Genomic DNA, 23280 nt, shown 5'->3' with positions numbered 1-23280 from the left:
TTGAACGATTATGAAAAAAATAGTATTGTTCTTTTTATTTGCAATAGTGGTACTTCCCGGTTATAGCCAGGAAAAACAAGAAGATCAACTTCAATTGCATTCTTTTAAAGAGTCGAGATCTCTGGGGGGATTGGAAAATATAGGAACACGTTTCTTTGATGGAGAGTGGCCTAAGGATGTAAATGGCGATAAAGATTGTGCGTGGGTACGTGTGACATTTGAGAATATGCCGATAGACGATGCTGCAAATGTCAAGTTTAATTTTGGAAATAGTGCCCCGATTAAAGAAACCCGGAATCGTTTGAATTATGATGAAAAAGAAATATGGATTTTTGTAACGCCTACAGATGCCGCTATAATGGAGGCGCAGCTTGATCATGGTACGATTGCTAAGAGTAATCGTTTGTATAGCTTGAGCTTGAAGCCGAAAGGCGTGTATGATGTTGTGCTGAAAAACAATAAGACTGCCACAATTTTTATTTCTTCAAATCCTACAGGAGTGACTGTTTTGATGGATGATCGGGAGATCGGCCGGACTCCGGTGCAGCCCTCCGGTGTATCTTATGGTAAACATTCTTTGGTCTTTACTAAAGATGGAAAGATGCTGAAAAAGGAGACGATTGAGGTGGCGGATGGTAATATCAGATTCGACAGTTATGATTTCCGGGAGCGTAAAGTCGTCCATTTGGAAAGTGATCCGAGTGGAGCGGATATATACGTAGATGGTGAAAATGCACTGAAAGGTCGTACTCCGATGGATCTGGAATTACCTTACGGTCTACATAGTATTGTCGCTGTCGTTAGTGCCGATAAACGTGATACGCTGGCCCTCACAGTAGGTGATAATACATCAAAAGTAATGTTACGCCCCGTTAAGAAAAAGTCTGTTGAATTATATGCATCCTATCAAGGTGGACGTGTAAATGCCCGATTAGATGTTTCTAACTTGGATGGTTCATATACAGTTGATCCTGATGAATTAAAAGAAGCGAAACCTTCTTATCATTTGAATTTACCGTATGGACGATATAAATTCAGGATGTCATATGCCGGGAACTATAAAGAAAAAACAGCACGGGTAAAGGCCAATAGTCAATCCAAGTATGAATTCTTGATAAAACCTAAAAACTCTATTGTCTGGCCTTGGCAACGCGAGTATGACTCTGCTCCGATGGGATTTTCTATGGGATATGTAACGAAACAATGGGTTACTTCGGGTGAAGGATCAAGAGTGAAAGAAGATGTATGGGGGCGTGAAAATAAAAGGCTGCATGGTCTTCAGGTAGGGTTACATTTTCAGCCTTGCTTCAGTTGGGGGTTGGGGCTATATACCGGATTGTTTTACGAGTGCTATATGTCATGGGACGACGAGATGAAGGATAACGGTTACTTGGATAAGTTTGTGGAACACTGCGCTTATATGCCTGTCCATGCTTATTATCGTATCCCTTTTGCTGAAAAAGTCGCATTGTCCGTACATGGTGGTATTGGTTTGGATTATGGTATCCATGCAGCGTTCAGTTCGTCGGAAGATGGAGACAATACGGAGCCTGTAACTGATTATTACGGACAAGAGGCTTGGCCTAACCGTTTTAATCTTTCAGCAGAGGTCGGATTGGGGATGCGTGTTGGCCCGGTGCAGGTAAATGCTTCATATTCCAAAGGGCTGACTGACCATAAGTTTTATGCAGATCAGGGAAGTTTCAAAACAGTCCAAAACAAATTGGGACTTAGCGTTTCATGGGTGTTTGGTGCTAATTAATGAGTTATGCAAAAAACAGTGTACATATTGTCTATTTGTGCCTTGATCTCTTGTGAGGTTAAGGCGCAAAGCAATTTTGAGGAATTCAAGAAAAAAACTGAAAGTGAATATTCTTCATTTAAAAAAGCGAAAGAAAAGGAGTTTGAAGACTTCCGGAATAAGATAAATGAAGAGTATGCGGCTTTTATGAAAAAAGCGTGGAAAGAGTTTGATGCAATCAAAGGTGTTCCCATGCCTAAGGATGACAAACCGGTTCCTCCTGTTATTTATCCGGAGGAAGATAAAAATAAGCCGATTAAGGATAATCCCAAACCTTTTGAAGAGATTATTCCGATTGTTAAGCCTGTTCCGCAGCCTGAACCGATTGCACCGATAGAAGATACTCCAAAGCCGGTTGATGTTTACTTTTCATTTAATTTCTTTGGAACAGATCTGAAAGTGCGTCTGGAGGAGAAACATCGTTTTAGCCTTCGAAGTTGCAGCGAAAACGATATTGCTAAAACATGGACGATTTTGTCTGGCGAGCGTTATAATAATGTTATTAATGATTGTCTCTCGATAAGGAACCAAAATAGATTGTGCGATTGGGCCTATTTGTTGATGCTGCGTAATCTGTCAAAAGCTTTTTTTAAGGGATGTGATAATGAGGCTACCTTATTTACAGCTTTTCTTTATTGCCAGTCCGGATATAAGATGAGGTTGGCTAATGCGGATAACAAGCTTTATTTATTGTATGCCAGTGAACATATTATATATAAGAAGAGTTTTTGGATAGTGGATGATGAAAAATTTTATCCGTTGGATTGCGACCTGAAACAGTTATATATTTGCCAGGCTTCATATCCGAAAGAAAGGCCTCTTTCTTTACAGGTGAATACAGAACAGAAATTAGCCGCAAACACATCCCCCGAACGGGATTTACAATCTAAACGTTTTCCGGAAGTGAAGGCGACGGTACATACAAACCGGAATCTGATCCGTTTTTTCGATACCTATCCTACGTCAATGATAAATGAAGATTTCGGTACGCGGTGGGCTATGTATGCCAACACTCCGTTAAGCCAGGAGGCTAAAAGCTCTTTGTATCCGGCCTTGAAGAGTGTTGTGACAGGCAAGTCACAGATTGATGCCGTCAATCGGTTGTTGAATTTTGTCCAGACTGCTTTTGTTTATGAGTATGATGATAAGGTCTGGGGGTATGATAGAGCGTTTTTTGCGGATGAAACTCTTTTTTATCCTTATTGTGACTGTGAAGACCGGTCCATCCTCTTTTCCCGGTTGGTGCGGGATTTGTTGGGATTAAAGGTCGTGTTGATTTATTATCCGGGACATCTGGCAACAGCCGTTCATTTTTCGGAAAATGTGACCGGTGATTACGTTGCGATAAATGGCACACGTTATGTTATTTGTGATCCTACATTTATAGGGGCCCCTGTTGGTAGGACTATGCCGGATATGGATAATGCGACAGCAAAGGTGATCTTGTTGGAATAATGGATAAAAGCCGCTGGTTTTTAACCCGCGGCTTTTTTATTTTTTGTATATCCCCCGCCTAAACCGTATCTTTGCCTGAAAATTATACCATCTATGGATTTTCGTCTGAAAGTATTTCATAGCGTAGCCACGAATCTAAGCTTTACGAAGGCTTCAAAAGAGCTGTTTATCAGTCAACCGGCTATCAGTAAACATATCCACGAATTGGAGGTGCAATATAAAACGCCATTGTTCGACCGGGTGGGCAGCCGTATCGCACTCACTCATGCCGGCGAACTGTTGCTGTCGCATACGAAGCTGTTGCTTTCTGCTTACCGGCAGATGGATTTCGAGATGAATCTGCTGACGGATAATTTTAGCGGTGAGCTGCGGTTAGGGGCCAGTACGACCATCTCGCAGTATGTGCTCCCGCCTGTCCTTTCCTCTTTTATCCAGAAATTTCCGGAGATTAAAATTTCTTTGCAGAACGGGAATAGCCGTGACATCGAACAAGCCTTGAGGGAAGGAAGGATCACGCTCGGGCTGGTGGAAGGGACGGCGCATCAGAGTACGCTTCATTATACGCCTTTTATGAAAGACGAGCTGGTCGTCGTGGCGCACACCGGCAGTTCGTTGGCTGTTTACGACGAGATTACGATTGAGCAGCTTTGCACCTTGCCGCTTGTCTTGCGCGAGAACGGTTCGGGAACGCTCGATGTGGTGGAGGCGGCTCTGGCAGAGCACCAAGTTAAGTTGTCGCAGTTGAACGTATTGTTACAGATGGGAAGTACGGAAAGTATTAAGTTGTTTTTGGAGAACTCTGACGCGTTGGGAATTGTTTCTATTCGTGCCGTGACCCGTGAACTGATGTCCGGACGGCTGAAGGTGATTGAAGTGGACGGTTTCCGGGCCGAGCGGATGTTTGCCTTTGCCGAACCGCAAGGACAGAACGGGGGAGTGGAAGAAAGCTTTATCCGCTATGCTTGCCAATGCTGGTAATAACCTTGCGTTATGCCCTATAAAAACATATTAGGAAAGGATACCGGGAAAAAGCCTTACTTTTGCCGCCGGTTATAAAAGTAATGGATTTTAAACTTAATTGATTATGTTTAGCGAAAAAAGGAGTAACGTACTTCATGGTATTCTGTTGATAGCTCTCTTCTCTTGTTCTGCTTTCTATATAGCGGAATTTCCTTTTGTCAAGAACCTTTCTTTCAGCCCGCTGATTGTCGGTATCATATTGGGTATGATATATGCGAACAGCTTGCGTAACCATTTGCCGGAGACATGGGTGCCGGGAATACTGTTCTGTACGAAACAGGTGTTGCGTGCCGGTATCGTGCTGTATGGTTTCCGGTTGACATTCCAGAGTGTGGTCGCAATCGGGCTTCCTGCCATCCTGATCGATACGATAATCGTGACGGCTACGATTTTTATCGGCCTGTTTGTCGGACGGCTGATGAAGATGGACCGGGATTTGGCTTTGCTGACCTCTACGGGTAGTGCCATTTGCGGTGCGGCAGCCGTATTGGGAGCTGAACCGGTGGTAAAAAGCGAACCACATAAAACTGCTGTTGCCGTCTCGACTGTCGTTATCTTCGGGACTTTGTCCATGTTTATCTATCCGGCGATGTACCGTTCCGGCATTCTGGATCTGACACCTGAACAGATGGGACTTTATACCGGGTCGACCCTGCATGAAGTGGCGCATGTAGTAGGTGCCGGCAATGCAATGGGAAAAGAGATTTCGGATACAGCCATTATCGTGAAGATGATCCGTGTCATGATGTTAGCTCCCGTATTGGTGATCATGAGTTTGGCTTTGGCACGTACCGCTGTGAAAGCTGTTTCCAATGGAGTGAAAGGGGCCGGCGTTGCGAAACGCGGCAAGATAACGATTCCCTGGTTTGCATTCGGGTTCCTGGCCGTGATCGGCTTTAACTCTTTTGATTTGCTTCCCCATGCGGTTGTAGACGGGATTAATAATGTGGATACATTTATGTTAACGATGGCTATGACGGCGTTAGGTGCGGAAACCAGCATCGAGAAGTTTAAAAAGGCCGGTGCGAAACCTTTCATCCTGGCTGCGGTGTTGTATATCTGGTTGCTTGGAGGCGGTTATTTGTTGGCTAAATATTTGGTTTAATATACACTCGGTAAGGGCACTTTGAAAGGTTTGTTAATTGGGAATTGAAAATTATCTGTTTGTGTTCTATAAATTATTACCTTTGTGGCTCAATGCAATTTATTGAGAGTTGGATACTGTTTTTCAATTCTCAATTTTTCAATTAACAAGAAATGGCTTCAAAGGTAACAAAAGGTATCATAATTTCATTTTGGGTGCTGTTTGCTGCAGCAGTAGGTGTCGTAGTTTTGCTGTTCTCGGCAATCGCCAATGGTTCGATAGGCTATATGCCTCCGGTCGAACAGCTTGAAAATCCGATTGATAAATATGCTTCACAGGTAATATCTTCCGATGGAAAGACACTCAGCACCTATGCCCACAGTCAGGATAACCGTATTTTCGTCAACTATAACGATTTATCGCCTGATCTGGTGAAGGCGTTGATTGCCACCGAAGATGTTCGCTTTGCCGAACACAGCGGTATCGACGCGCAGGGATTGTTTCGCGCAGTTGTCAAACGTGGTCTTCTGATGCAGAAGAGCGGCGGTGGCGGTAGTACTATCACACAGCAGCTGGCAAAACAGTTGTTTTCGCCGAGTGCCGACAACGTGATGGAACGCTTGTTCCAGAAGCCGATCGAATGGGTGATCGCTGTCCAGCTGGAACGTTTCTATACGAAGGAAGAGATTATCAATATGTATCTGAATAAGTTCGACTTCCTTTATAATGCCGTCGGTATCCAGTCGGCCGCCCGTGTCTATTTCGGCAAGACTCCCAAAGATTTAAAGACGGAAGAGGCGGCAACGCTTGTCGGGATGTGTAAGAACCCGTCCTATTTTAATCCGAAGCGCCACAGCGAGCGGACGCGTGGACGCCGGAACACGGTGTTGGACCAGATGTTGAAAGCCGGTTATCTCTCGCAGGCCGAGTGCGATTCGTTGAAAGCCTTGCCGTTGACCCTGCATTTCAGCCGTATGGACCATAAAGATGGCCTGGCTCCCTATTTCCGCGAATACCTGCGCCTGACGTTGACGGCAAAAAAGCCCGAACGCAAGAACTACCGGGGCTGGCAGATGCAGCAGTTCAGGGAAGATTCGCTTGCCTGGGAAACAAATCCTGCATATGGCTGGTGTAACAAGAACAAGAGACCGGACGGAGAGTTCTATAACCTGTACACCGACGGTCTGAAGATATATACGACTATCGATTCACGCATGCAGCAGTATGCCGAGGAGGCTGTCCGTGAACATATCGGAGGCTATTTGCAAGATGCTTTCTTCAAAGAGAAAAAAGGAAAGAACTACGCTCCGTTCTCCCGCGATTTGCGTCAGGGCGAGGTCGATACGATTTTTATGCGCGCCATGCACCAGACCGACCGTTACCGGTCGATGAAAAGTGCGGGAGCGAGCGAGAAAGAGATAAAGGCTGCTTTCAATGAGCCTGCCGAAATGCGCGTGTTCAGTTGGGGCGGAGAGATCGATACGGTTATGTCTCCGTTGGATTCGATCCGCTATTATAAAAGTTTCTTGCGTACCGGCTTTATGTCGATGGACCCGCGTACCGGCTATGTGAAAGCCTATGTCGGGGGAATCGATTATAACGATTTCCAGTATGATATGGTCAACGGCGGACGCCGCCAGATCGGTTCGACTATCAAACCCTTCCTCTATTCGCTGGCGATGATCGAAGGGATCAGCCCCTGCGACGAGATGCTGCACGTGCAGCAACGTCTGACGGACGAGAACGGACGGCTTTGGGAACCGCGTAATGCGAATAAGAAACGTGTCGGCGAGATGGTTTCCGTACAGTGGGGGTTGCAGAACTCCGACAATTGGGTGACGGCCTGGTTGATGGGGCAGTTGTCTCCTTATACGTTTGTCCGCTTGTTGCATTCGTTCGGCTTGAAGAACGAGATGGACCCTGTGATCTCTATCTGTCTGGGTACGCCGGATGTGTCGGTCGGCGAGATGGTGAGTGCTTATACGACATTTGCCAATAAAGGTATCCGTGTCGAACCGCTGTATATCACTCGCATAGAAGATTCCTATGGAAATACGATTGCGAACTTCAACCCGCAGATGAGCGAAGTGTTGACGGAAGATGCTTCCTATAAGATGCTCCATATGCTGAAAAACGTAATAGACGGCGGTACCGGTAGCCGTGTCCGTTTCCGTTATGGCATCAAGGCGCCGATGGGAGGAAAGACCGGTACGACGCAGAACAACTCCGACGGCTGGTTTATGGGCTTCACACCGAGCTTGGTATCCGGAGTCTGGGTAGGCGGTGAGGACCGTTCCATCCACTTCGACCGTATGTCCGAAGGCCAGGGCGCCAGCATGGCGTTGCCGATTTATGGACTTTATATGCAGAAAGTCTATGCCGACAAGACATTGGGCTATTCGCAGGAAGAAGACTTTGAAATCCCCGAACAATATCAGAATCCCTGCAAGATGACCACCGAAGAAGAGCGTAAACAAACGCCGACGGATGTCGGGGGCATAGATAAGATGTTCGAGTAAATTTTAATACTTGTCTGAGAAAAAATGGCTCCTGTCTGAAAAAAAACGGCTCCTGTCCGATATTTTTTCAGACAGGAGCCATTTTTTATAATCCCTTACTGTGTTAATTTAGTTTCTTATCCTGTCCGTTTCTGGAAAATATTTGTTAGATTTGTGAGTGTTAACTTCTAATGACGCGGGATATGAAACGTGAGACTATTATTTCTCAATTAAATGACAAGGACAATATCTTTGATTTTGTCGTGATTGGCGGCGGTGCTACCGGTCTGGGTGTGGCACTGGATGCTGCCACCCGCGGATACAGTGTCGCTTTGTTTGAACGCTCGGACTTCACGAAGGGAACTTCCAGCCGGAGTACGAAACTGGTGCATGGAGGTGTCCGTTATCTGGCACAAGGCGATGTCGCTTTGGTTCGTGAAGCGTTGCGCGAGCGGGGGTTGCTCCGCCGGAATGCTCCCCACCTGGTGAAAGACCAGCTCTTCTTGATCCCTTGCTACCGTTGGTGGGAAGGGCCTTTTTATACAATCGGACTGGTGCTCTATGATTTGATGGCGCGTGGTCTGAGCTTAGGACGCTCTGTCTGCATCGGGCCCAAGCGGGCTATCCGTACGATACCGATGCTTCGCCGTAAGGGGATGACAGCCGGGGTACTCTATCATGACGGGCAGTTCGATGATTCGCGGTTAGCGATCAACCTGGTCCGTACGGCTGTCGACGCCGGAGCCTGTGTTTTGAATTATATGAATGTGTTTTCCTTGCTGAAAGAAGAAGGGAAGATATCGGGTGTGCAGGTGCGTGATGAGGAAACCGGAACGGTCTATTCTGTTCAGGCCCGTTCCGTTATTAATGCGACAGGTGTGTTTGCCGATGAGATCCTGCAAATGGATAAACCGGGCAAGCGTCCGACCGTCCGCCCCAGCCAGGGAGTACACCTGATACTCGACGCCTCTTTCCTGGATAGCGATTGTGCGGTGATGATCCCCAAGACATCCGACGGGCGTGTGCTCTTTGCTGTCCCCTGGCATAATAAGGTGGTGGTCGGAACGACCGATACGCTGATGGACCATGCCGAAACAGAGCCGGTCGCGCTCGAACAGGAAATACAGTTTATACTCGATACCGCCGGAAAATACCTGACACGCGCTCCACAGCGGAGTGATGTCCTGTCGGTGTTTGCCGGACTCCGTCCCCTTGCCGCTCCCCGCAACGAAGGTAAGAAAACGAAAGAGATTTCCCGGAGCCATAAACTTATCCGGGAGAAATCCGGTTTAATTACCATTATCGGAGGGAAATGGACTACCTACAGAAAGATGGCACAAGACACGTTGGATTATGCGATCCGTTATATGCATGTGCCGACAAAGGACTGTGTGACGGAACGTTACCCTGTGCACGGCTCGCGTCCGAACCCCGATTTCTCCGATCCTCTGTATGTCTACGGAACGGATGCCGATGAAATCCGGACGTTGGTCGCCTCTTCGCCGGAAATGGGAGAGAAGCTCCATCCCGCATATGCCTTTACCAGAGGGGAAGTGGTCTGGATTGTCCGCAATGAAATGGTGCGGACGCTGGAAGATGTGCTGGCTCGTCGCCTGCGTATTCTCTTTATGGATGCGCGTGCCGCGATGGAGATGGCCCCTGTCGTTGTGGCTATCCTGGCAAAAGAACGGGGAAAAGATGAAGTTTGGCAGGCAGCCCAGTTGGACGACTTCAACCGGGTGGCTTCCCATTATATATTGAATTGATAATCAAAAGAAACGGATGATATGAATTTCAGAAATAAATATGTGCTGGCTATCGACCAGGGAACAACCTCTTCAAGGGCGATCCTTTTCAACCACCAAGGGGCTATCATCACACTGGCGCAGAAAACATTTCAGCAGTATTTTCCTAAACCCGGCTGGGTGGAGCATGATCCGAACGAGATCTGGTACACGCAGTCGTCCGCCATCAAGGAAGCGATGGCAAAAGCGGATGTGACGGATACCCATATCGCTTGTATCGGTATTGCCAACCAGCGTGAAACGACGATCATATGGGATCGCGAAACCGGTTTCCCGGTCTATAACGCCATCGTCTGGCAAGACCGGCGTACGGCCGATTATTGCGAGCAGTTGAAGGCACAGGGATATGCTTCGATGATCCAGCAAAAGACAGGCTTGGTGATTGATGCCTATTTTTCCGCAACTAAGATACGCTGGATCCTGGATCATGTGAAAGGTGTCCGCGAGCGGGCTGAACGTGGAGAGCTCTGTTTCGGAACGGTCGATTCCTGGCTGGTCTGGAAGCTGACGCGCGGGACGGAATTTATTACGGACATCACGAATGCTTCCCGCACAATGCTGTTCAACATCCATACGCAGGAGTGGGACAATGAACTGCTCGAGCTTTTCCATATTCCGGCCTCGATGATGCCCGAAGTGAAAAGCAGCAGCGAAGTCTATTGCGAGACTTCTACGCCTATTTTCAAGACCGGTATTCCGGTGTCCGGTATGGCGGGCGACCAGCAGGCCGCCTTGTTCGGACAGCTTTGTACGGATATCGGCATGATCAAGACAACTTACGGGACGGGCTGTTTCATGATCCTGAATACGGGAAGCCGCCCGGTTCTGTCGCAGAACAACCTATTGACGACGATTGCCTGGAAGCTGGACGGCAAGGTGACGTATGCCCTGGAAGGCAGTGTCTTTGTCGGTGGGGCTGTCGTACAGTGGTTGCGTGATGAGTTGGGTGTGATACAGAGTGCTGCCATAACAGAACAATTGGCCAATTCCGTACCAGATAACGGAGGGGTTTATTTTGTCCCGGCATTGACCGGCTTGGGGGCTCCTTATTGGGATCAGTATGCCCGCGGTGCGATCATCGGCATTACGCGTGGGACGAGTGTCGCCCATCTGACCCGTGCCGCTCTCGAAGGTATTTGCTACCAGGTCTACGATGTCCTGATGGCCATGGAAAACGATATACATGCCAAGCCGAAAGAGATACGTGTGGACGGCGGTGCGATTGCCAATAATTTCCTGATGCAGTTCCAGGCGGATATCTGCCGTTGCCCGGTGGTACGTCCGCGGGTGTTGGAGACGACTGCTTTGGGTGCCGCTTATCTGGCGGGGCTTGCTATCGATTACTGGAAAGATGTCGACGAGTTGAAGGATCAATGGTCGTTGGACAATATCTTCAGTGCCGAAATGCATGAAGAGACGGCCGAAGCCTTGCTCTCCGAATGGCATAAGGCGGTGGGAAGATCCTTAAACTGGGCAACTTGAGAGTTGAAAGTTAACTCTTAATTCATAATTCAAAATTCATAATTCAAATAACTGTGACTCCATTTATAGCAGAATTATTAGGAACCATGCTTCTGATCCTGATGGGAGGAGGCGTTGTAGCAAATGTATGCCTCGGTAAGACCAAAGGGCATGGCGCCGGCTGGATGGCGATAACGACAGCCTGGGCTTTGGGTGTGTTTATCGGAGTGGTGGTGGCCGGGCCGTATAGCGGGGCGCATCTCAATCCGGCGGTTTCCATCGGGTTGGCTATCGGGGGGACGTTTCCCTGGTGCGACGTTTGCCAGTATGTGATTGCCCAGATGTTGGGAGCGGCTTTAGGTGCGCTTTTAGTCTGGCTTGTTTATAAAGACCATTTTGAGGCGACGGACGATCCGGATGCCATATTGGGCGTGTTCTGTACCAGTCCGGCCATCCGCCATCCGGCGATTAATTTCCTGACGGAGGCGGTCGGGACTTTTGCCCTGATGTTTGTCGTGTTCTATATCACGGGCGGCGAATTAGCGTTGAAGGATAGCAACAGTACGTTGCCGATCGGTTTGGGCTCCGTAGGGGCGTTGCCGGTGGCGTTTACGGTCTGGGTGATCGGGTTGTCGCTGGGCGGCCCGACAGGTTATGCGATTAATCCGGCCCGCGATTTGGCTCCCCGTTGCATGCATGCCCTTCTGCCGATAAAAGGAAAAGGCGGCAGCCAATGGGGATATGCCTGGATTCCGGTGTTGGGACCGATTGCCGGGGCGGCCGTAGCAGCTATGTTATACTATATTCTATAATTATATACCATGAATGTACGAAATAAAGTTTCCGTCTTTTTGTTCTCTCTTGTAGCGATCCCTTTGTTCGCACAAACACCGCAACAGGAGTTGGAGCGGCTTCAACAAAACTATATCCGGTCTTTGGTCTCGAACGATGACGGGACGGCCTCTTTGGTTGAGCTCCTGTCCGGCATCCAACCGGAAACAGAGATAGCCGACCAGGTGGTCGTGGAGCTCCACCAGCGTTATCCATTTAACATAGAAAAGATAACGGCCTATATGGAAACGATCCGGGAGGACGGTTCCTGGCCGGATATCGATTATAACGACCAGAAGCGGTCGGGCTGGTCAGTCAAGGCACATGCCGACAGGGTATTGGAACTTGCCAAACTCTACATGGCGGAAGACGGCGATTGCCATTGGGGGCCTAAACTCCAAACAGTCATTCATCAGGCCTTCGGCTATTGGTTTCGCGAGAAGCCGGTTTGCAAGAACTGGTGGTACAACGAAATCGGGATTCCCAAAACATTGGGTCCGGCTTTCCTCTTGATGAAAAACGAATTGGATGCGAAGGAAAAGGCGGCAGCCATCGAAGTGATGGAGAATGCCAAGTTCGGAATGACGGGGCAAAACAAAGTGTGGTTGGCCGGAAACGTACTGATACGCGGTTTGCTGCAGGACGATTTTGAACTGGTGAAGGCTGCCCGCGATACGATTGTTTCCGAGATCACGATCGGGACGCAGGAAGGGATCAGAAGTGACTGGAGTTTCCATCAGCACGGGCCACAGCAGCAGTTCGGCAATTACGGCTTGGCCTTCCTGACTGAGATGAGTTCCTTCTCCGGTCTGTTTGCCGGAACGGTTTTTGCCTTGAACAAGGAACAGCAGGATATCCTGAATTCTTTCCTGCTGAACGGCTATCGCTGGATTGTCTGGCGAGGCTACATGGATATCAATGCGCTTGACCGCCAACTTTTCCATAGCGGACAGATTCATAAGGCATTCAGTCTGGCGTTTGCGACAAATGCCCTGATGCGGGGAAGCGGGGCGGAAGATATCAGCCGGATGAACGATTTCCTTCAAGACAACTATGCTCCCGAAAAGGAGGGGAGCCGCTTTACCGGACATAAGCATTTCTGGGATTCGGACCAGACCATCCATCGCTCTCCGGCCTGGATGGCTTCCGTCAAGATGGCCTCCTGGCGGGTGATCGGGACGGAACTTATTAATGAAGATAACCTGAAAGGTTTCTATATGGCGGACGGTGCGCTCTATACCTATTGCCGGGGTGATGAGTATCTGAATATTTTCCCGTTCTGGGATTGGCGCAAGATACCGGGTATCACCTCCTATGAGAGCGATGCTCCCGTTCCCGCCTTTTTCCGTTATGGGGAGCATGTGCGGAATAAGACGGCTTTTGTCGGAGGCGTGACGGACGGGCATACGGGTATGACGGCCATGGTCCTGGACCGTGACGGATTGCAGGCCCGTAAGTCGTGGATCTTTACCGATGATTATGTTCTTTGTCTCGGTGCCGGTATCCATTCGGACAGTACATTGGCTGTTACAACCTCCATTGACCAGCGTGTCAAGCATGGCGATTTGCTTCGTTATGAGCATAAAGGCTGGGTTCCGGTAAACGGGACTTACACCTCTTCTCCGGAAAAGCAGCGGTTCTTCCATGATAATACAGGCTATATCGTGTTGCAGCCGGCTACCTGTGTGGCTGTTTCGGAAAAGCGCTCCGGTCGTTGGTGCGATTTTATGGGCTCGTATGCACCTGCAACCGTGGAGGGTGAGATCGTCGGTTTGCATATCGAGCATGGAAGGGCGGATAATGCCGGCTACCAATACCTGATCCTTCCTGCCTCTTCTGCTGAAAAGACGGCGGCTTTCTCCACACAGGATATAGAGGTGATCCGCAACGACCGGTCGGTTCAGGCTGTCGGCCTCGGCGGTTGTTTTTATGTGACGGCGTATGAACCGCAAAAGCTGGACTTGCGGTATGACCTGCAAGTGGATATCCTGACACCGGGCATTTATATGTTCCGCCGGGATCGTGGCGACTGGCATGTCGAGGCTGCCGATCCGACGCATAAACAAATTAGCTTATCACTTAACATCAACGGCCGGGATGTGAAAATCGTATTCCCTTCCAGTCATCCGCTGGGAAAGAGCATTTCTATTCATCCGTTTATCCGTGCTCCGTTTGTCAAAGGCATAAAAGTCGATGGAAAGAGCGACGACTGGAATATCCCATCTGCCGTACGCGGGCTTATCGCTCCTTGGGATGGAGCGGTGAAAGACAGCACGGCTTTTTATGTCTGCCACGATAAAAAGAACCTGTATTTCCTGTATGAAGTGTCCGATACGACTTTGGTATATAACAACGAAAAGACGGAGGCTTCCGTCGGAAGCAGCGACCGCGTTGAATTTTTCTTTAGCAAAGATCCGGAAATGAAAACCTACTATTGTGCAGAGATCGACCCGCAGGGCAAGGTGATGGACTATGAAGCGCATCACTACCGGAAGTTTGATGGCAGTTGGAACTTTAAAGATTTGAAAGTGGCTACTTATATCGGTAAGGATTCTTACCGTGTGGAAGGTTCCCTTTCATTGAAATCATTAAAAGATTTAGGGCTGGTTTCTCCGGAAGGCGAGATTCGCATGGGCGTTTACCGGGCGGATTATTTCGGAAATAAGGATGACCAGGTGATCTGGTCTTCCTGGATTGTGCCCGAAGCGACCGAACCGGATTTCCATATCCCGTCTTCCTTGGGCATATTGAGGTTAGAATAGAAGATTTCCGTACCTTTGTCATAACTAAAATAAAAAAAGATATGAATAAGACACTGATAAAAAACGCCACTATCATCAATGAAGGCCGCACCTTTACCGGTTCGGTGCTGATCGAGGATGATAAGATTGCCGCTGTTTACGAAGGAACTGTTCCGGCTTCAGCCGAAGATGGCCGGGTGATCGATGCGACGGGTAAGCTTCTGCTTCCGGGTGCCATCGATGACCAGGTGCATTTCCGTGATCCCGGACTGACACATAAAGGCGATATCGCCAGCGAAAGCCGTGCCGCCGTAGCCGGTGGAGTGACTACCTTCATGGATATGCCGAACACGAAGCCGCAGACAACCACCCTTGCCGACTTGGAATGGAAATTCCGGCGGGGAGCGGAGGCTTCGGCAGCCAACTATTCTTTCTTCTTTGGCGGGACCAACGATAATATGGACGAGATCCGCAAGCTGGACCGGAGCCGTGTTCCTGGGCTGAAGCTTTTCCTGGGCTCTTCAACCGGCAATATGTTGGTCGACAAGAAGGAAAGCCTCGAACGTATCTTCGGTGAAGCCGGTATGTTGATCGCCATCCATGCCGAAAAGGAGGAGGTGATCAAACGGAACATAGCCCATTATACCGGCTTGTACGGGGAGGATCTGGATATATCTTTCCACAGTAAAATCCGCAGCGAAGAAGCCTGCTATGCCTCTTCGTCCGAAGCGGTGGAGCTGGCGACCCGATTGAATTCCCGCCTGCATATCCTGCATCTCTCGACGGCAAAAGAGCTTACTTTGTTAAGCAATGAGCTTCCGCTGAGCGAAAAGAAGATTACAGGGGAAGTCTGCGTGCATCACCTTTGGTTCCATGACGGCGATTATGAATTGTTCGGTAACCGTATCAAATGGAATCCGTCTATCAAAACACTGGCAGACCGTACCGCATTGCGCGAAGCCGTCAATAATAACACAATCGATATTGTGGCGACCGACCATGCTCCCCATCTGCTTTCGGAGAAGGAGGGGAGTTGCCTGAAAGCCGCTTCCGGCGGACCGCTTATCCAACACTCGCTGATCGTGATGTTGGAATTGGCGATGGAAGGACGTTTCACCTACGAGAAGGTAGTGGAAAAAATGGCGCATATGCCTGCCGAACTGTTCCACGTCGACCGTCGCGGATATATCCGTCCCGGCTACTATGCCGACCTCGTCCTGGTCGATCCGAAAGAAACCTGGACGGTTGCCAAAGACAATATCTTATACAAATGCGGCTGGTCTCCTTTTGAAGGCTACACCTTCCATCATGCCGTTTGGAAGACATTTGTCAACGGACAACTGGCTTATACCGATGGCCGGGTGGATGACGCGGTCCGCGGGATGGAAGTGAAGTATATCAGTTGATATCAATCAGTTTGTGTGTTTGCAAGCTGAGACGCCAAAGGGGGTGGTGGAGGATGTACTCTACCACCTCTTTTGTGTTTTGGCAGGAACAAGGTTGAAGGAAATGCCAGGAGGCTTTCAGGTTGGCATAGGCTGTCAGGTCTTGTCCCGTATAGACCACTTTTATTTCGTCGATATGCGTCAGCCGCAACGGTGCGCCTTTCGGGGAGCAGGTCACCCAGTCGATGCCTTCGGGTAGCGGATTCGTACCGTTTGTTTCGATACATATATATTTCCCCGCCTGGTGCAACAGGTCGATAAAGGACTGGTCGATCCATAGGGAAGGCTCGCCGCCTGTCAGTATGACGACGTTGGAAGGATAGGCCGAGACGGCTTGCAGGATTTCTTCGTCAGACATCAGCGTCCCGTCTTCATGGCGGGTATCACAGAAACTGCATTTCAGGTTACATCCGGAGAAACGGATGAATACGGCAGGCGTCCCCGTATGGAAGCCTTCACCCTGGAGGCTGTAGAATATCTCGTTAATCTTTCTCATAGATAGCCGTGTTTCCTTCTGATTCCTGAACTTCTACTTTATAACAGGTGGGGAGCTGGTCGCAGATCCATCTGGCGATATTCTCGGCTGTCGGGTTGAAAGGGAGTACCTCGTTGAGGTTCCGGTGGTCCAGCTGGTCTTTTACGATGCGTTTGATATGGCTGAAGTCGACCACCATGCCGTCCGGGTTCAATTCTTCGGAACGGCAATATACAGTGATAATCCAGTTGTGACCATGCAGATTCTCACATTTGCTCGGATAGGAAAGCGACAGACTATGTGCTGCCGAAATCTCCATTCGTTTGATAACGGTATACATACGATAAAACTGTTTTAGAATTTATGTCAGCCCCTAATGTCACCTCGGCGCAGGCTGCAAATTTACTCAAAAAATCCTGTTGGAGAGCTGTACTTAGTGTATTGAAATCTTAAAATATATATGTTCCGTTTGTATGTCATTAAAACTGTATGTCGAAGAAAATTTTTCGAAAAACAAGCCTTTTTGTTTCAAAATAAAAAATATATGCGTTAATTTGATTCAGAATCAAAGATATGAGGTGGTTTTGAACGCTCTGAACCGGTTTTCCGGCAGCAAGACCATATTGTTAAAAAATAGAAGAAGCTGCAAATAAGTTTCGATAATCTTAAAAATGTGTTTTATAATATCTTTTTTTATTTGTTCAGTAATTTAAAATGCCTCATCTTTGCATGCAGATAACCTAAACAATCTTTTTGCCTTAAAGACTAATACCTATTAAAACCTTAAAGAGGACCTTTGAGAAAAGGTCCTCTTTATGTTTTTAGAGGGTTACTCTTCCGTCTCTTCTATCTTTGACGATATTTTTCCGATCGCATCGTTCAGCCGTTCTTCCGGCGGGATGACATTGAAGTTCCCCCAGAATTTTTCATCGTATGTAAATTCGGTTTCGGCAAACACCGTTCGTGTCGGCAGCGCTTCGTTGCGGGTGAAGCGGCTTACCTGGTCGGTATCAACCTTGCAGGTTACCATCTCGAACCAGGTGTGGAGCGGGAATGTCCCGAACAATTGCTTTCTTCTCTTTATCTTAAAATACAGGTCGCCCCGGACATGGTTGATATAGTACTGGCCGTTATACGGCTTATAGGTAACGGTGTAGGTCACCCTTTGCGGAGTGATTTTCAAGTTGCGGCTTTTCTTCTCCACCAGCATCCCGACTGTTTGTTTGATATATTTCGGATTGATCTCGAAACGGGCGCGGAGCAAGGCGTTGTTTTCGGAATCAATATACAGCTCTCCCCGGTACAAGGGCGAACGGACGTTTTCTTTCTGCTCGAAATAGACTACGTTGGCCAGCCGGTTGTCAATCACCGTGATGTCGGTCGAGGCATACGTATATTCTTCTATGTTTTCATTCGCCAACAGGAAGTCAGGCATCTCTTTTATCAAGTCAAGATGCAGGCTGGCCCCGATGCCCGATTTCATCCGGGCGATGAGCGTATCTTTTTCCCGTTGGCTGATGATGCGGCGCATCTTGAGAAGCTTGACCTGGTCCGGTGACGGGTTTTGCTTGTATCCGGACTTATACACTTTGAAGACTGCTTCCGTAAGACCTACGAATTGACTTTTACGCTCGATTCCTTCCCGGTAGAACGTGGTCAGGTAGGCCGGCGACTGCGGGTAGTTCTTCCGGATGTTTTCCTGCATATCCCGGAGTAGGCGGAGCGGGTTGACAATGCGTACGACGACTTCCTGTATTGGAATCACTTTGGCTTCGAGGACAATCGTGCTGTTTTGTTCCGTAAGCAGGGATGCCGCTACCTCACGCGGTTCGTAGCCCAGGTGGGAGAAATAGAGCGTGGATGTCCGGAGCGAGTCGGGGAGTGTGAGCCGGAACTCTCCGTTGGCGTTGGTGATGCTGCCGATGGAAGTATTCAGTACACCGACTGTACCGGCCTCGATCGGATCGTTCGTCTGCCTGTCGAGCAGGATGCCTTTCACGACAAAATGAACGTTTGTTTCTTCCCCGGGAATAGTGTCCGGTATGGCTACCGGTATTTTGTTCTGCGGTGGTGAAATCAGGATATGGTTGCCGATGACACGCAGGTTCAATTGCTCGTCCCCCGTGATCCGGTAGATAGCTTGCCGTATGGTATAGTCGCCGTCCGGAATGCGTACCGTTTTCTCGTTATCGATCAGTTTACTGTCGTAGATAAAGAGCAGGCCGGTTTGATCGGATACTTTGTCGAGCAGCCGGTAAACCGTGTTTTTTTCTTTGGATAAATGGATCATACGGCCCAGCACATCATCGCCATCCTGGCTTCGTAGGAAACCTGCCGGAAGCAACAGCATCCAGAACAGCAGGAGCAGGCGGTATGTAGTGGTCGTATGTGTCATGATATAAAGGTATAACAATTATCCGGTTTTATTCGGACAGTGTTATCGTATTATTCTTTTCCGTCTTTTTCAGATTGAGCGCCAAGCAGATCAGTTCAGCCATATCTTCGGGCGTGTCGTTGGAGAACGTAACGGTAAGTGTCCGGTTTTGCAACTCAGGCGTTGTCTCCAACCGGATACCCGGATTTTGTGAATTGATAACCCGGAGGATATTACCGAGCATCTCGTCTTTGAACCGGATCCGTTCGGTGTAGCGGGCAAACTGTCCGGGGTCGGGTGTCGCGCTCAGTTGCAGTTTCCGGGAAAGAAGGGTTACGGTTTCTCCTGCTTTCACGTGTATATCCTGGCCGCTTTTCTTCAGTGTCACTTTCACTTCTCCCCGCTGTACGGACAGTTCGAAAGGAGAACTGCCGTTGCTTTTCACATTAAAAGCCGTGCCTAAGACCTCGATGCGGGTATCTTCCGTTTCGATCACGAAGGGGCGTGCGCGGTTGCCCGCCACGTCGAACAAGGCATTTCCTTGTAAGCTCACTTCCCGCCGGTCGGAAGAGAAATGTTGGGGATATTGCAACGAGGTGTTTCCCGCCAGATAAACGACGGAGCCGTCTTCGAGTGTCGTCACCAACGTAGTCGTTGTCTCGCTGTTCTGGCGGGTGAGCAGATTCCGGTCGGCCTCCCGTTCCGTCCTGTTCAGATAAACGACGGATACGAGCAGGCAAAGCAGGGCGACGGCGGCAGCCATGCCCCCTTTCCATAGAATGCTTCTGTATGGCGAAGCCGGCCGGCCCGAAAGCAAGCCCTCTTCCTCCAGGCGTTGATAGAGTGCATTCCATGCCTGGTCTGTTTTTTTCTTATTTCTTTCTGTTTCAATCATATTTCAAATAAATCTCTAATTCATTGCGTAATGTGCGAAGTGCTTTTGTCATTTCGGCCTCCACTGTTTTAACCGATAGGGAGAGAGTGGAAGCGATCTCTGCATATTTCTTTCCTTCGAAGCGATGCATCCGGAATATGCGGAGACGGCGTTCGGGCAGCTTCCGGAGCGTACGCTCTATCAGGGCTTCCAGTTCCTTGTATTCTATCTGTTCCTGCGGGTCGTCCGGCATATCGTCTTTTTCCGGGCGGGAGAGGACGGCATCCCGGTAGCGGTTGCGTACGTCTTGATGTTCCCAATACTGAAGGGATTGGTTGCGAACGGCTCCATACAGATAACTTTTAATCGTATGGAACAGTTGCAACCTCTCTCTTTCTCTCCAGAACACTAAAAATAATTCCTGTACAATCTCTTCTGCTATATCCATTCTTCCTGTGATGCTCGCAGCATACAGACAAAGAGGCATATAGTATTGACGGAAAACTTGTTCAAAAGCCTTGACGTCTCCATCTTTGATCTTTGTCAGTATAAGCAGGTCGTTCAGCATAGGAATAATGTTTCAATATAATAATGTGCCAATGTGATAATTTGCCAATGTGCCAATTTAAGAGAATGCTAATTTATACATTAATCTATTCATTGGCAAATCGGCACATTGATTAATCGGCATATTATTTATGTTGTTTCTTCAGTCTGTCGACTGCATGTTCCAACGATTCTGTCGGTTCGATGATGTTATAGGAACCCCAGAAATTCGCGTCGGCAAAGTCGGCGACCTTGTCCGATAAGGACTGGTTCTGCTTGAATGCCATTTTGTACGGGATCGCGTTCGTCGTACTTTCTTTCCCGTCTGTCACGACCATTTCCGAAAGAATGGTGTAGTTGGTGGAGAACAATTTGCGTTTCCAGTCACATTTGAAGCGGACGCCGTTGCGGATGTAGCTCAGATAGGTCACACCGTCGCGATCCTGATAGTTGACGAGGAACGACACTTCGACCGGCTTGAAACGCAGTCCGAACGGTTTTTTCCGGAGGATTGCCTGTGTCGCCTTGTTGCGGTCGTTCATGTCGAGGAAGAACTCGGCGCGGGTAAAGGATAACCGTTCCTTATCGATATATAATTTACCGTAATAGAGCGCATACGGCAGGATGGCCTGCGGTTCGAAATTGATTACATACTGCGGACGGTCGTTGATCGTCGTCGATTCTTCCATACGGAACTTGTAGTAAGGCAGGCTTTCCAGCTCGAGTATGACATCCGGGTTTTTCACCACATCCACATAGATAGACATATTCGGTCCGCCCAGCAGCTTGACTGCCAACGTGTCGCTCGCCTTCTGGCTGAGCAGCTTGCGGCCTTTGAAAATCTGTACGCGGTCGCGGTCTGCCGTCTCGTTGTAGGGTGTCTTATATATGTCGATCACCGCTTCCGAGATATTGATATACCGGCGTCCCTTCTGGGCCGTTTCCCTGTAGAATCCGGTCAGGAGGCTGTGCTTGGGATTATAGTTGGCCGGAATCTTTTTGATGGCCTCTTCCACCAGGTAGCGCGGGTCGCGGGCATGGATGATTACCTCTTCGAGCATATTCGTGTAAGGTGTCAGCCATACGGTCTCTTTTTCTATATTTTCTCCGTTCAGAGGAATTTTCGCATTGTAGTATCCGAGGTAAGATATCTCCACTTCCTTGGCCTGTATCGAGTCCTTGACCTTGAAGGAAAATTCACCGTCGGCATTCGTAACGGTACCGGTTGTCGTACCCGGAATCGAGATGTTCACATATTCCAGGCTCTTTTTGCTTTTCTTGTCTTTCACTACGCCGCTGACCGTGATGTAATCACTTTCGTCTGCCGAATCGGTCTGTGCCTGTAAAGGTGTGAATCCCGCCAGCAACAGTGTAATAAGCAAATATCCCCATAATTGTTTATGCATCGCTTTCATACTCCATATTGTTTAATAAGTTAATACTCTTGTTTGTATAACTAAGATGGTTCAGCCGGAAAATACCCTACACTTTTACGCTGTATTTTTTTCGGATGGTGGACATAATATGAAAATTTGACTATTTTTGCCCCGGTTATAGAAGATAAGAAGATGACGGAGCAGGCGGTAAGAAGATATTTGAGACAGATCGAAGAAGAGAGTTCCCAAGCGGCTCTGCGCGATTTCTACAACCTGTGTTTCGACCGTTTCTTCCGTATTGCCTACTACTATCTGCATACGGAAGAGTGGGCGCAGGAAGTCGTCCTGGATGTCTTTCTGAAGATATGGGAACGCCGGGATTCTTTGCACCGGATCGCCGACCTGGAAGATTATTTCTTTGTCACCGTAAAAAATGCCTCTTTGAATTATCTCGAAAAAGAACAGCGCCGGAAAGACCAGGCGGCGGAAGCTTGTGCCGGTACTGCCGATACGGGTGAATCGCCGGAAGATATATTAGTCAGCGAGGAACTTTTCGCCCATTATGTCAGGGCGCTCGACCGCCTGCCGGAGCGTTGCCGGGAGATATTTATCCGCGTGCGTGAAGAAAAGCAACCGTATGCACAGGTGGCGGCAGATTTGGGTATAAGCGTCAATACCGTCGATGTGCAACTTCAAAAAGCCGTCGGCCGCCTGCGGGAGATGTTGGGCCGTTATATCGACGGGACCGAAAATTGAATATCTTTGTACCGGATATAATAGTATGGTATGAAAGATCTGGATCATTTTATTGCGCAACAACGTTTGATCTATCCGCTGTCGGATGAGGCGATACGGAAACTGACGGACGAGATGGAGGAAGTCTTTGTCCCGAAAGGCGGTTTTTCGGTTTACGAAGGAGACCGCGACCCGTATGTCTGGTTTGTGAAGGACGGGCTGACGCGCTCGTTCGTGGAACGGGATATGCGCGACGTAACTTTGTGGTTTGCTTCGTCCGGTGAAATCGTGAATATGTCTTACCGTGAAATTGCCGCCTACAATCTGGAGATGGTGGAGGACACCGTCCTGTTGCGTATTCCGGCGCGGCGGCTGGAGGAGCTTTGCGAGCAGACGCTCGAACTGGCCAACTGGATGCGTAAATTGCTCGATTATTATCTTCGGGAATATGAAAACTATTTTATAAACGACAGTTGGAGCGATGCCCGTGAGCAATACGAAAACCTCCTCCGGACACGTCCGGACCTTTTTCAGCGGGTGCCCCTCAAACATATCGCCTCTTTTCTGCAGATCACTCCCCAATCGCTTAGCCGGATACGGTCATCGGTAAAATGAACTTATAAATCATCATTTACAGGTTCACTATTTCTTAGTTTTAAGCCTCTTGAAAATAACAAAATAGACAATAACCCCCTGTTTCGGCTATTTTTCTATTTCGTCCGAAATCTTGATCGGTTTTGGATTGACTCTTTTCACGAT

The 23280-nt window shown here is 48.6% G+C and carries 18 protein-coding genes; 12 read left to right on the top strand and 6 right to left on the bottom strand.

Features of this window, described 5'->3' with window-relative positions:
* Nucleotides 1-10 precede the first annotated feature (10 nt).
* From DWU89_RS08020 to DWU89_RS07975, 10 genes are all read left to right on the top strand, one after another.
* On the top strand, nt 11-1762 hold the full coding sequence (locus tag DWU89_RS08020) for a PEGA domain-containing protein (protein WP_115499128.1): 1752 nt from the start codon (nt 11-13) through the stop codon (nt 1760-1762).
* A 6-nt stretch (nt 1763-1768) separates the two neighbouring features.
* Nucleotides 1769-3256: a hypothetical protein gene (locus tag DWU89_RS08015; protein WP_147292100.1), complete on the top strand. Its 1488-nt coding sequence runs from the start codon at nt 1769-1771 to the stop codon at nt 3254-3256.
* Between the two features lie 93 nt (nt 3257-3349).
* Nucleotides 3350-4234, top strand: a complete 885-nt coding sequence (locus tag DWU89_RS08010) for a LysR family transcriptional regulator (protein ID WP_115499126.1) — start codon at nt 3350-3352, stop codon at nt 4232-4234.
* A gap of 106 nt (nt 4235-4340) precedes the next feature.
* A complete protein-coding gene (locus DWU89_RS08005; protein ID WP_115499125.1) occupies nt 4341-5381 on the top strand; it encodes a YeiH family protein in 1041 nt (346 codons plus the stop codon).
* A 152-nt stretch (nt 5382-5533) separates the two neighbouring features.
* A complete protein-coding gene (locus tag DWU89_RS08000; RefSeq protein WP_115499124.1) occupies nt 5534-7879 on the top strand; it encodes a transglycosylase domain-containing protein in 2346 nt (781 codons plus the stop codon).
* Between the two features lie 182 nt (nt 7880-8061).
* Nucleotides 8062-9624, top strand: a complete 1563-nt coding sequence (locus DWU89_RS07995) for a glycerol-3-phosphate dehydrogenase/oxidase (protein ID WP_115499183.1) — start codon at nt 8062-8064, stop codon at nt 9622-9624.
* A 21-nt stretch (nt 9625-9645) separates the two neighbouring features.
* Complete coding sequence (gene glpK / locus DWU89_RS07990; RefSeq protein WP_115499123.1) at nt 9646-11145, top strand: glycerol kinase GlpK; 1500 nt, start codon at nt 9646-9648, stop codon at nt 11143-11145.
* Between the two features lie 53 nt (nt 11146-11198).
* On the top strand, nt 11199-11936 hold the full coding sequence (locus DWU89_RS07985) for an MIP/aquaporin family protein (protein WP_115499122.1): 738 nt from the start codon (nt 11199-11201) through the stop codon (nt 11934-11936).
* Between the two features lie 9 nt (nt 11937-11945).
* A complete protein-coding gene (locus DWU89_RS07980; RefSeq protein ID WP_115499121.1) occupies nt 11946-14717 on the top strand; it encodes a polysaccharide lyase family 8 super-sandwich domain-containing protein in 2772 nt (923 codons plus the stop codon).
* 41 nt (nt 14718-14758) lie between these two features.
* Entirely contained in the window at nt 14759-16102 is a 1344-nt protein-coding gene (locus tag DWU89_RS07975; RefSeq protein WP_115499120.1) for a dihydroorotase, read from the top strand.
* Here the strand turns inward: DWU89_RS07975 and DWU89_RS07970 are convergent.
* The 6 genes from DWU89_RS07970 to DWU89_RS07945 all read right to left on the bottom strand — a co-directional run bounded on the left by DWU89_RS07970 (nt 16095) and on the right by DWU89_RS07945 (nt 21825).
* Nucleotides 16095-16637, bottom strand: coding sequence for a 7-carboxy-7-deazaguanine synthase QueE (locus tag DWU89_RS07970; protein ID WP_115499119.1), 543 nt, complete (start codon nt 16635-16637; stop codon nt 16095-16097). The two genes, DWU89_RS07975 and DWU89_RS07970, sit on opposite strands and share 8 nt — an antisense overlap.
* Nucleotides 16624-16956 carry a 6-carboxytetrahydropterin synthase QueD gene (gene queD, locus DWU89_RS07965; protein WP_115499118.1) on the bottom strand — a complete coding sequence of 111 codons (333 nt, stop codon included), beginning with the start codon at nt 16954-16956 and terminating at the stop codon, nt 16624-16626. The genes DWU89_RS07970 and queD overlap by 14 nt, the downstream gene beginning before the upstream one ends.
* Nucleotides 16957-17445: 489 nt before the next feature.
* Nucleotides 17446-19011, bottom strand: coding sequence for an STN and carboxypeptidase regulatory-like domain-containing protein (locus DWU89_RS07960; RefSeq protein WP_115499117.1), 1566 nt, complete (start codon nt 19009-19011; stop codon nt 17446-17448).
* 28 nt (nt 19012-19039) lie between these two features.
* Nucleotides 19040-19885 (bottom strand): FecR family protein, encoded by an 846-nt coding sequence (locus DWU89_RS07955; RefSeq protein WP_115499116.1) that lies wholly within the window; start codon nt 19883-19885, stop codon nt 19040-19042.
* Nucleotides 19878-20432, bottom strand: a complete 555-nt coding sequence (locus tag DWU89_RS07950; RefSeq protein WP_167451650.1) for an RNA polymerase sigma-70 factor — start codon at nt 20430-20432, stop codon at nt 19878-19880. The genes DWU89_RS07955 and DWU89_RS07950 overlap by 8 nt, the downstream gene beginning before the upstream one ends.
* Nucleotides 20433-20556: 124 nt before the next feature.
* Nucleotides 20557-21825 carry a carboxypeptidase-like regulatory domain-containing protein gene (locus DWU89_RS07945; RefSeq protein ID WP_115499115.1) on the bottom strand — a complete coding sequence of 423 codons (1269 nt, stop codon included), beginning with the start codon at nt 21823-21825 and terminating at the stop codon, nt 20557-20559.
* 153 nt (nt 21826-21978) lie between these two features.
* Here DWU89_RS07945 and DWU89_RS07940 point away from each other — a divergent pair, with 153 nt between their 5' ends.
* Nucleotides 21979-22542, top strand: coding sequence for an RNA polymerase sigma-70 factor (locus tag DWU89_RS07940; protein ID WP_115499181.1), 564 nt, complete (start codon nt 21979-21981; stop codon nt 22540-22542).
* 30 nt (nt 22543-22572) lie between these two features.
* Nucleotides 22573-23136 (top strand): Crp/Fnr family transcriptional regulator, encoded by a 564-nt coding sequence (locus DWU89_RS07935; protein ID WP_115499114.1) that lies wholly within the window; start codon nt 22573-22575, stop codon nt 23134-23136.
* The last annotated feature ends 144 nt before the right edge of the window (nt 23137-23280 follow it).

Source organism: Parabacteroides acidifaciens, from assembly GCF_003363715.1.
GTDB classification, from domain to species: domain Bacteria; phylum Bacteroidota; class Bacteroidia; order Bacteroidales; family Tannerellaceae; genus Parabacteroides; species Parabacteroides acidifaciens.
Note: the sequence above shows the minus strand (reverse complement) of the source record. Positions and strands in the feature narration are given on the sequence as shown.

Coding starts and splice junctions, on each gene's coding strand:
- DWU89_RS08020 (WP_115499128.1), top strand. CDS start 11: ATGAAAAAAATAGTATTGTTCTTTTTATTTGCAATAGTGGTACTTCCC.
- DWU89_RS08015 (WP_147292100.1), top strand. CDS start 1,769: ATGCAAAAAACAGTGTACATATTGTCTATTTGTGCCTTGATCTCTTGT.
- DWU89_RS08010 (WP_115499126.1), top strand. CDS start 3,350: ATGGATTTTCGTCTGAAAGTATTTCATAGCGTAGCCACGAATCTAAGC.
- DWU89_RS08005 (WP_115499125.1), top strand. CDS start 4,341: ATGTTTAGCGAAAAAAGGAGTAACGTACTTCATGGTATTCTGTTGATA.
- DWU89_RS08000 (WP_115499124.1), top strand. CDS start 5,534: ATGGCTTCAAAGGTAACAAAAGGTATCATAATTTCATTTTGGGTGCTG.
- DWU89_RS07995 (WP_115499183.1), top strand. CDS start 8,062: ATGAAACGTGAGACTATTATTTCTCAATTAAATGACAAGGACAATATC.
- glpK (WP_115499123.1), top strand. CDS start 9,646: ATGAATTTCAGAAATAAATATGTGCTGGCTATCGACCAGGGAACAACC.
- DWU89_RS07980 (WP_115499121.1), top strand. CDS start 11,946: ATGAATGTACGAAATAAAGTTTCCGTCTTTTTGTTCTCTCTTGTAGCG.
- DWU89_RS07975 (WP_115499120.1), top strand. CDS start 14,759: ATGAATAAGACACTGATAAAAAACGCCACTATCATCAATGAAGGCCGC.
- DWU89_RS07970 (WP_115499119.1), bottom strand. CDS start 16,637: ATGAGAAAGATTAACGAGATATTCTACAGCCTCCAGGGTGAAGGCTTC.
- queD (WP_115499118.1), bottom strand. CDS start 16,956: ATGTATACCGTTATCAAACGAATGGAGATTTCGGCAGCACATAGTCTG.
- DWU89_RS07960 (WP_115499117.1), bottom strand. CDS start 19,011: ATGACACATACGACCACTACATACCGCCTGCTCCTGCTGTTCTGGATG.
- DWU89_RS07955 (WP_115499116.1), bottom strand. CDS start 19,885: ATGATTGAAACAGAAAGAAATAAGAAAAAAACAGACCAGGCATGGAAT.
- DWU89_RS07950 (WP_167451650.1), bottom strand. CDS start 20,432: ATGCTGAACGACCTGCTTATACTGACAAAGATCAAAGATGGAGACGTC.
- DWU89_RS07945 (WP_115499115.1), bottom strand. CDS start 21,825: ATGAAAGCGATGCATAAACAATTATGGGGATATTTGCTTATTACACTG.
- DWU89_RS07940 (WP_115499181.1), top strand. CDS start 21,979: ATGACGGAGCAGGCGGTAAGAAGATATTTGAGACAGATCGAAGAAGAG.
- DWU89_RS07935 (WP_115499114.1), top strand. CDS start 22,573: ATGAAAGATCTGGATCATTTTATTGCGCAACAACGTTTGATCTATCCG.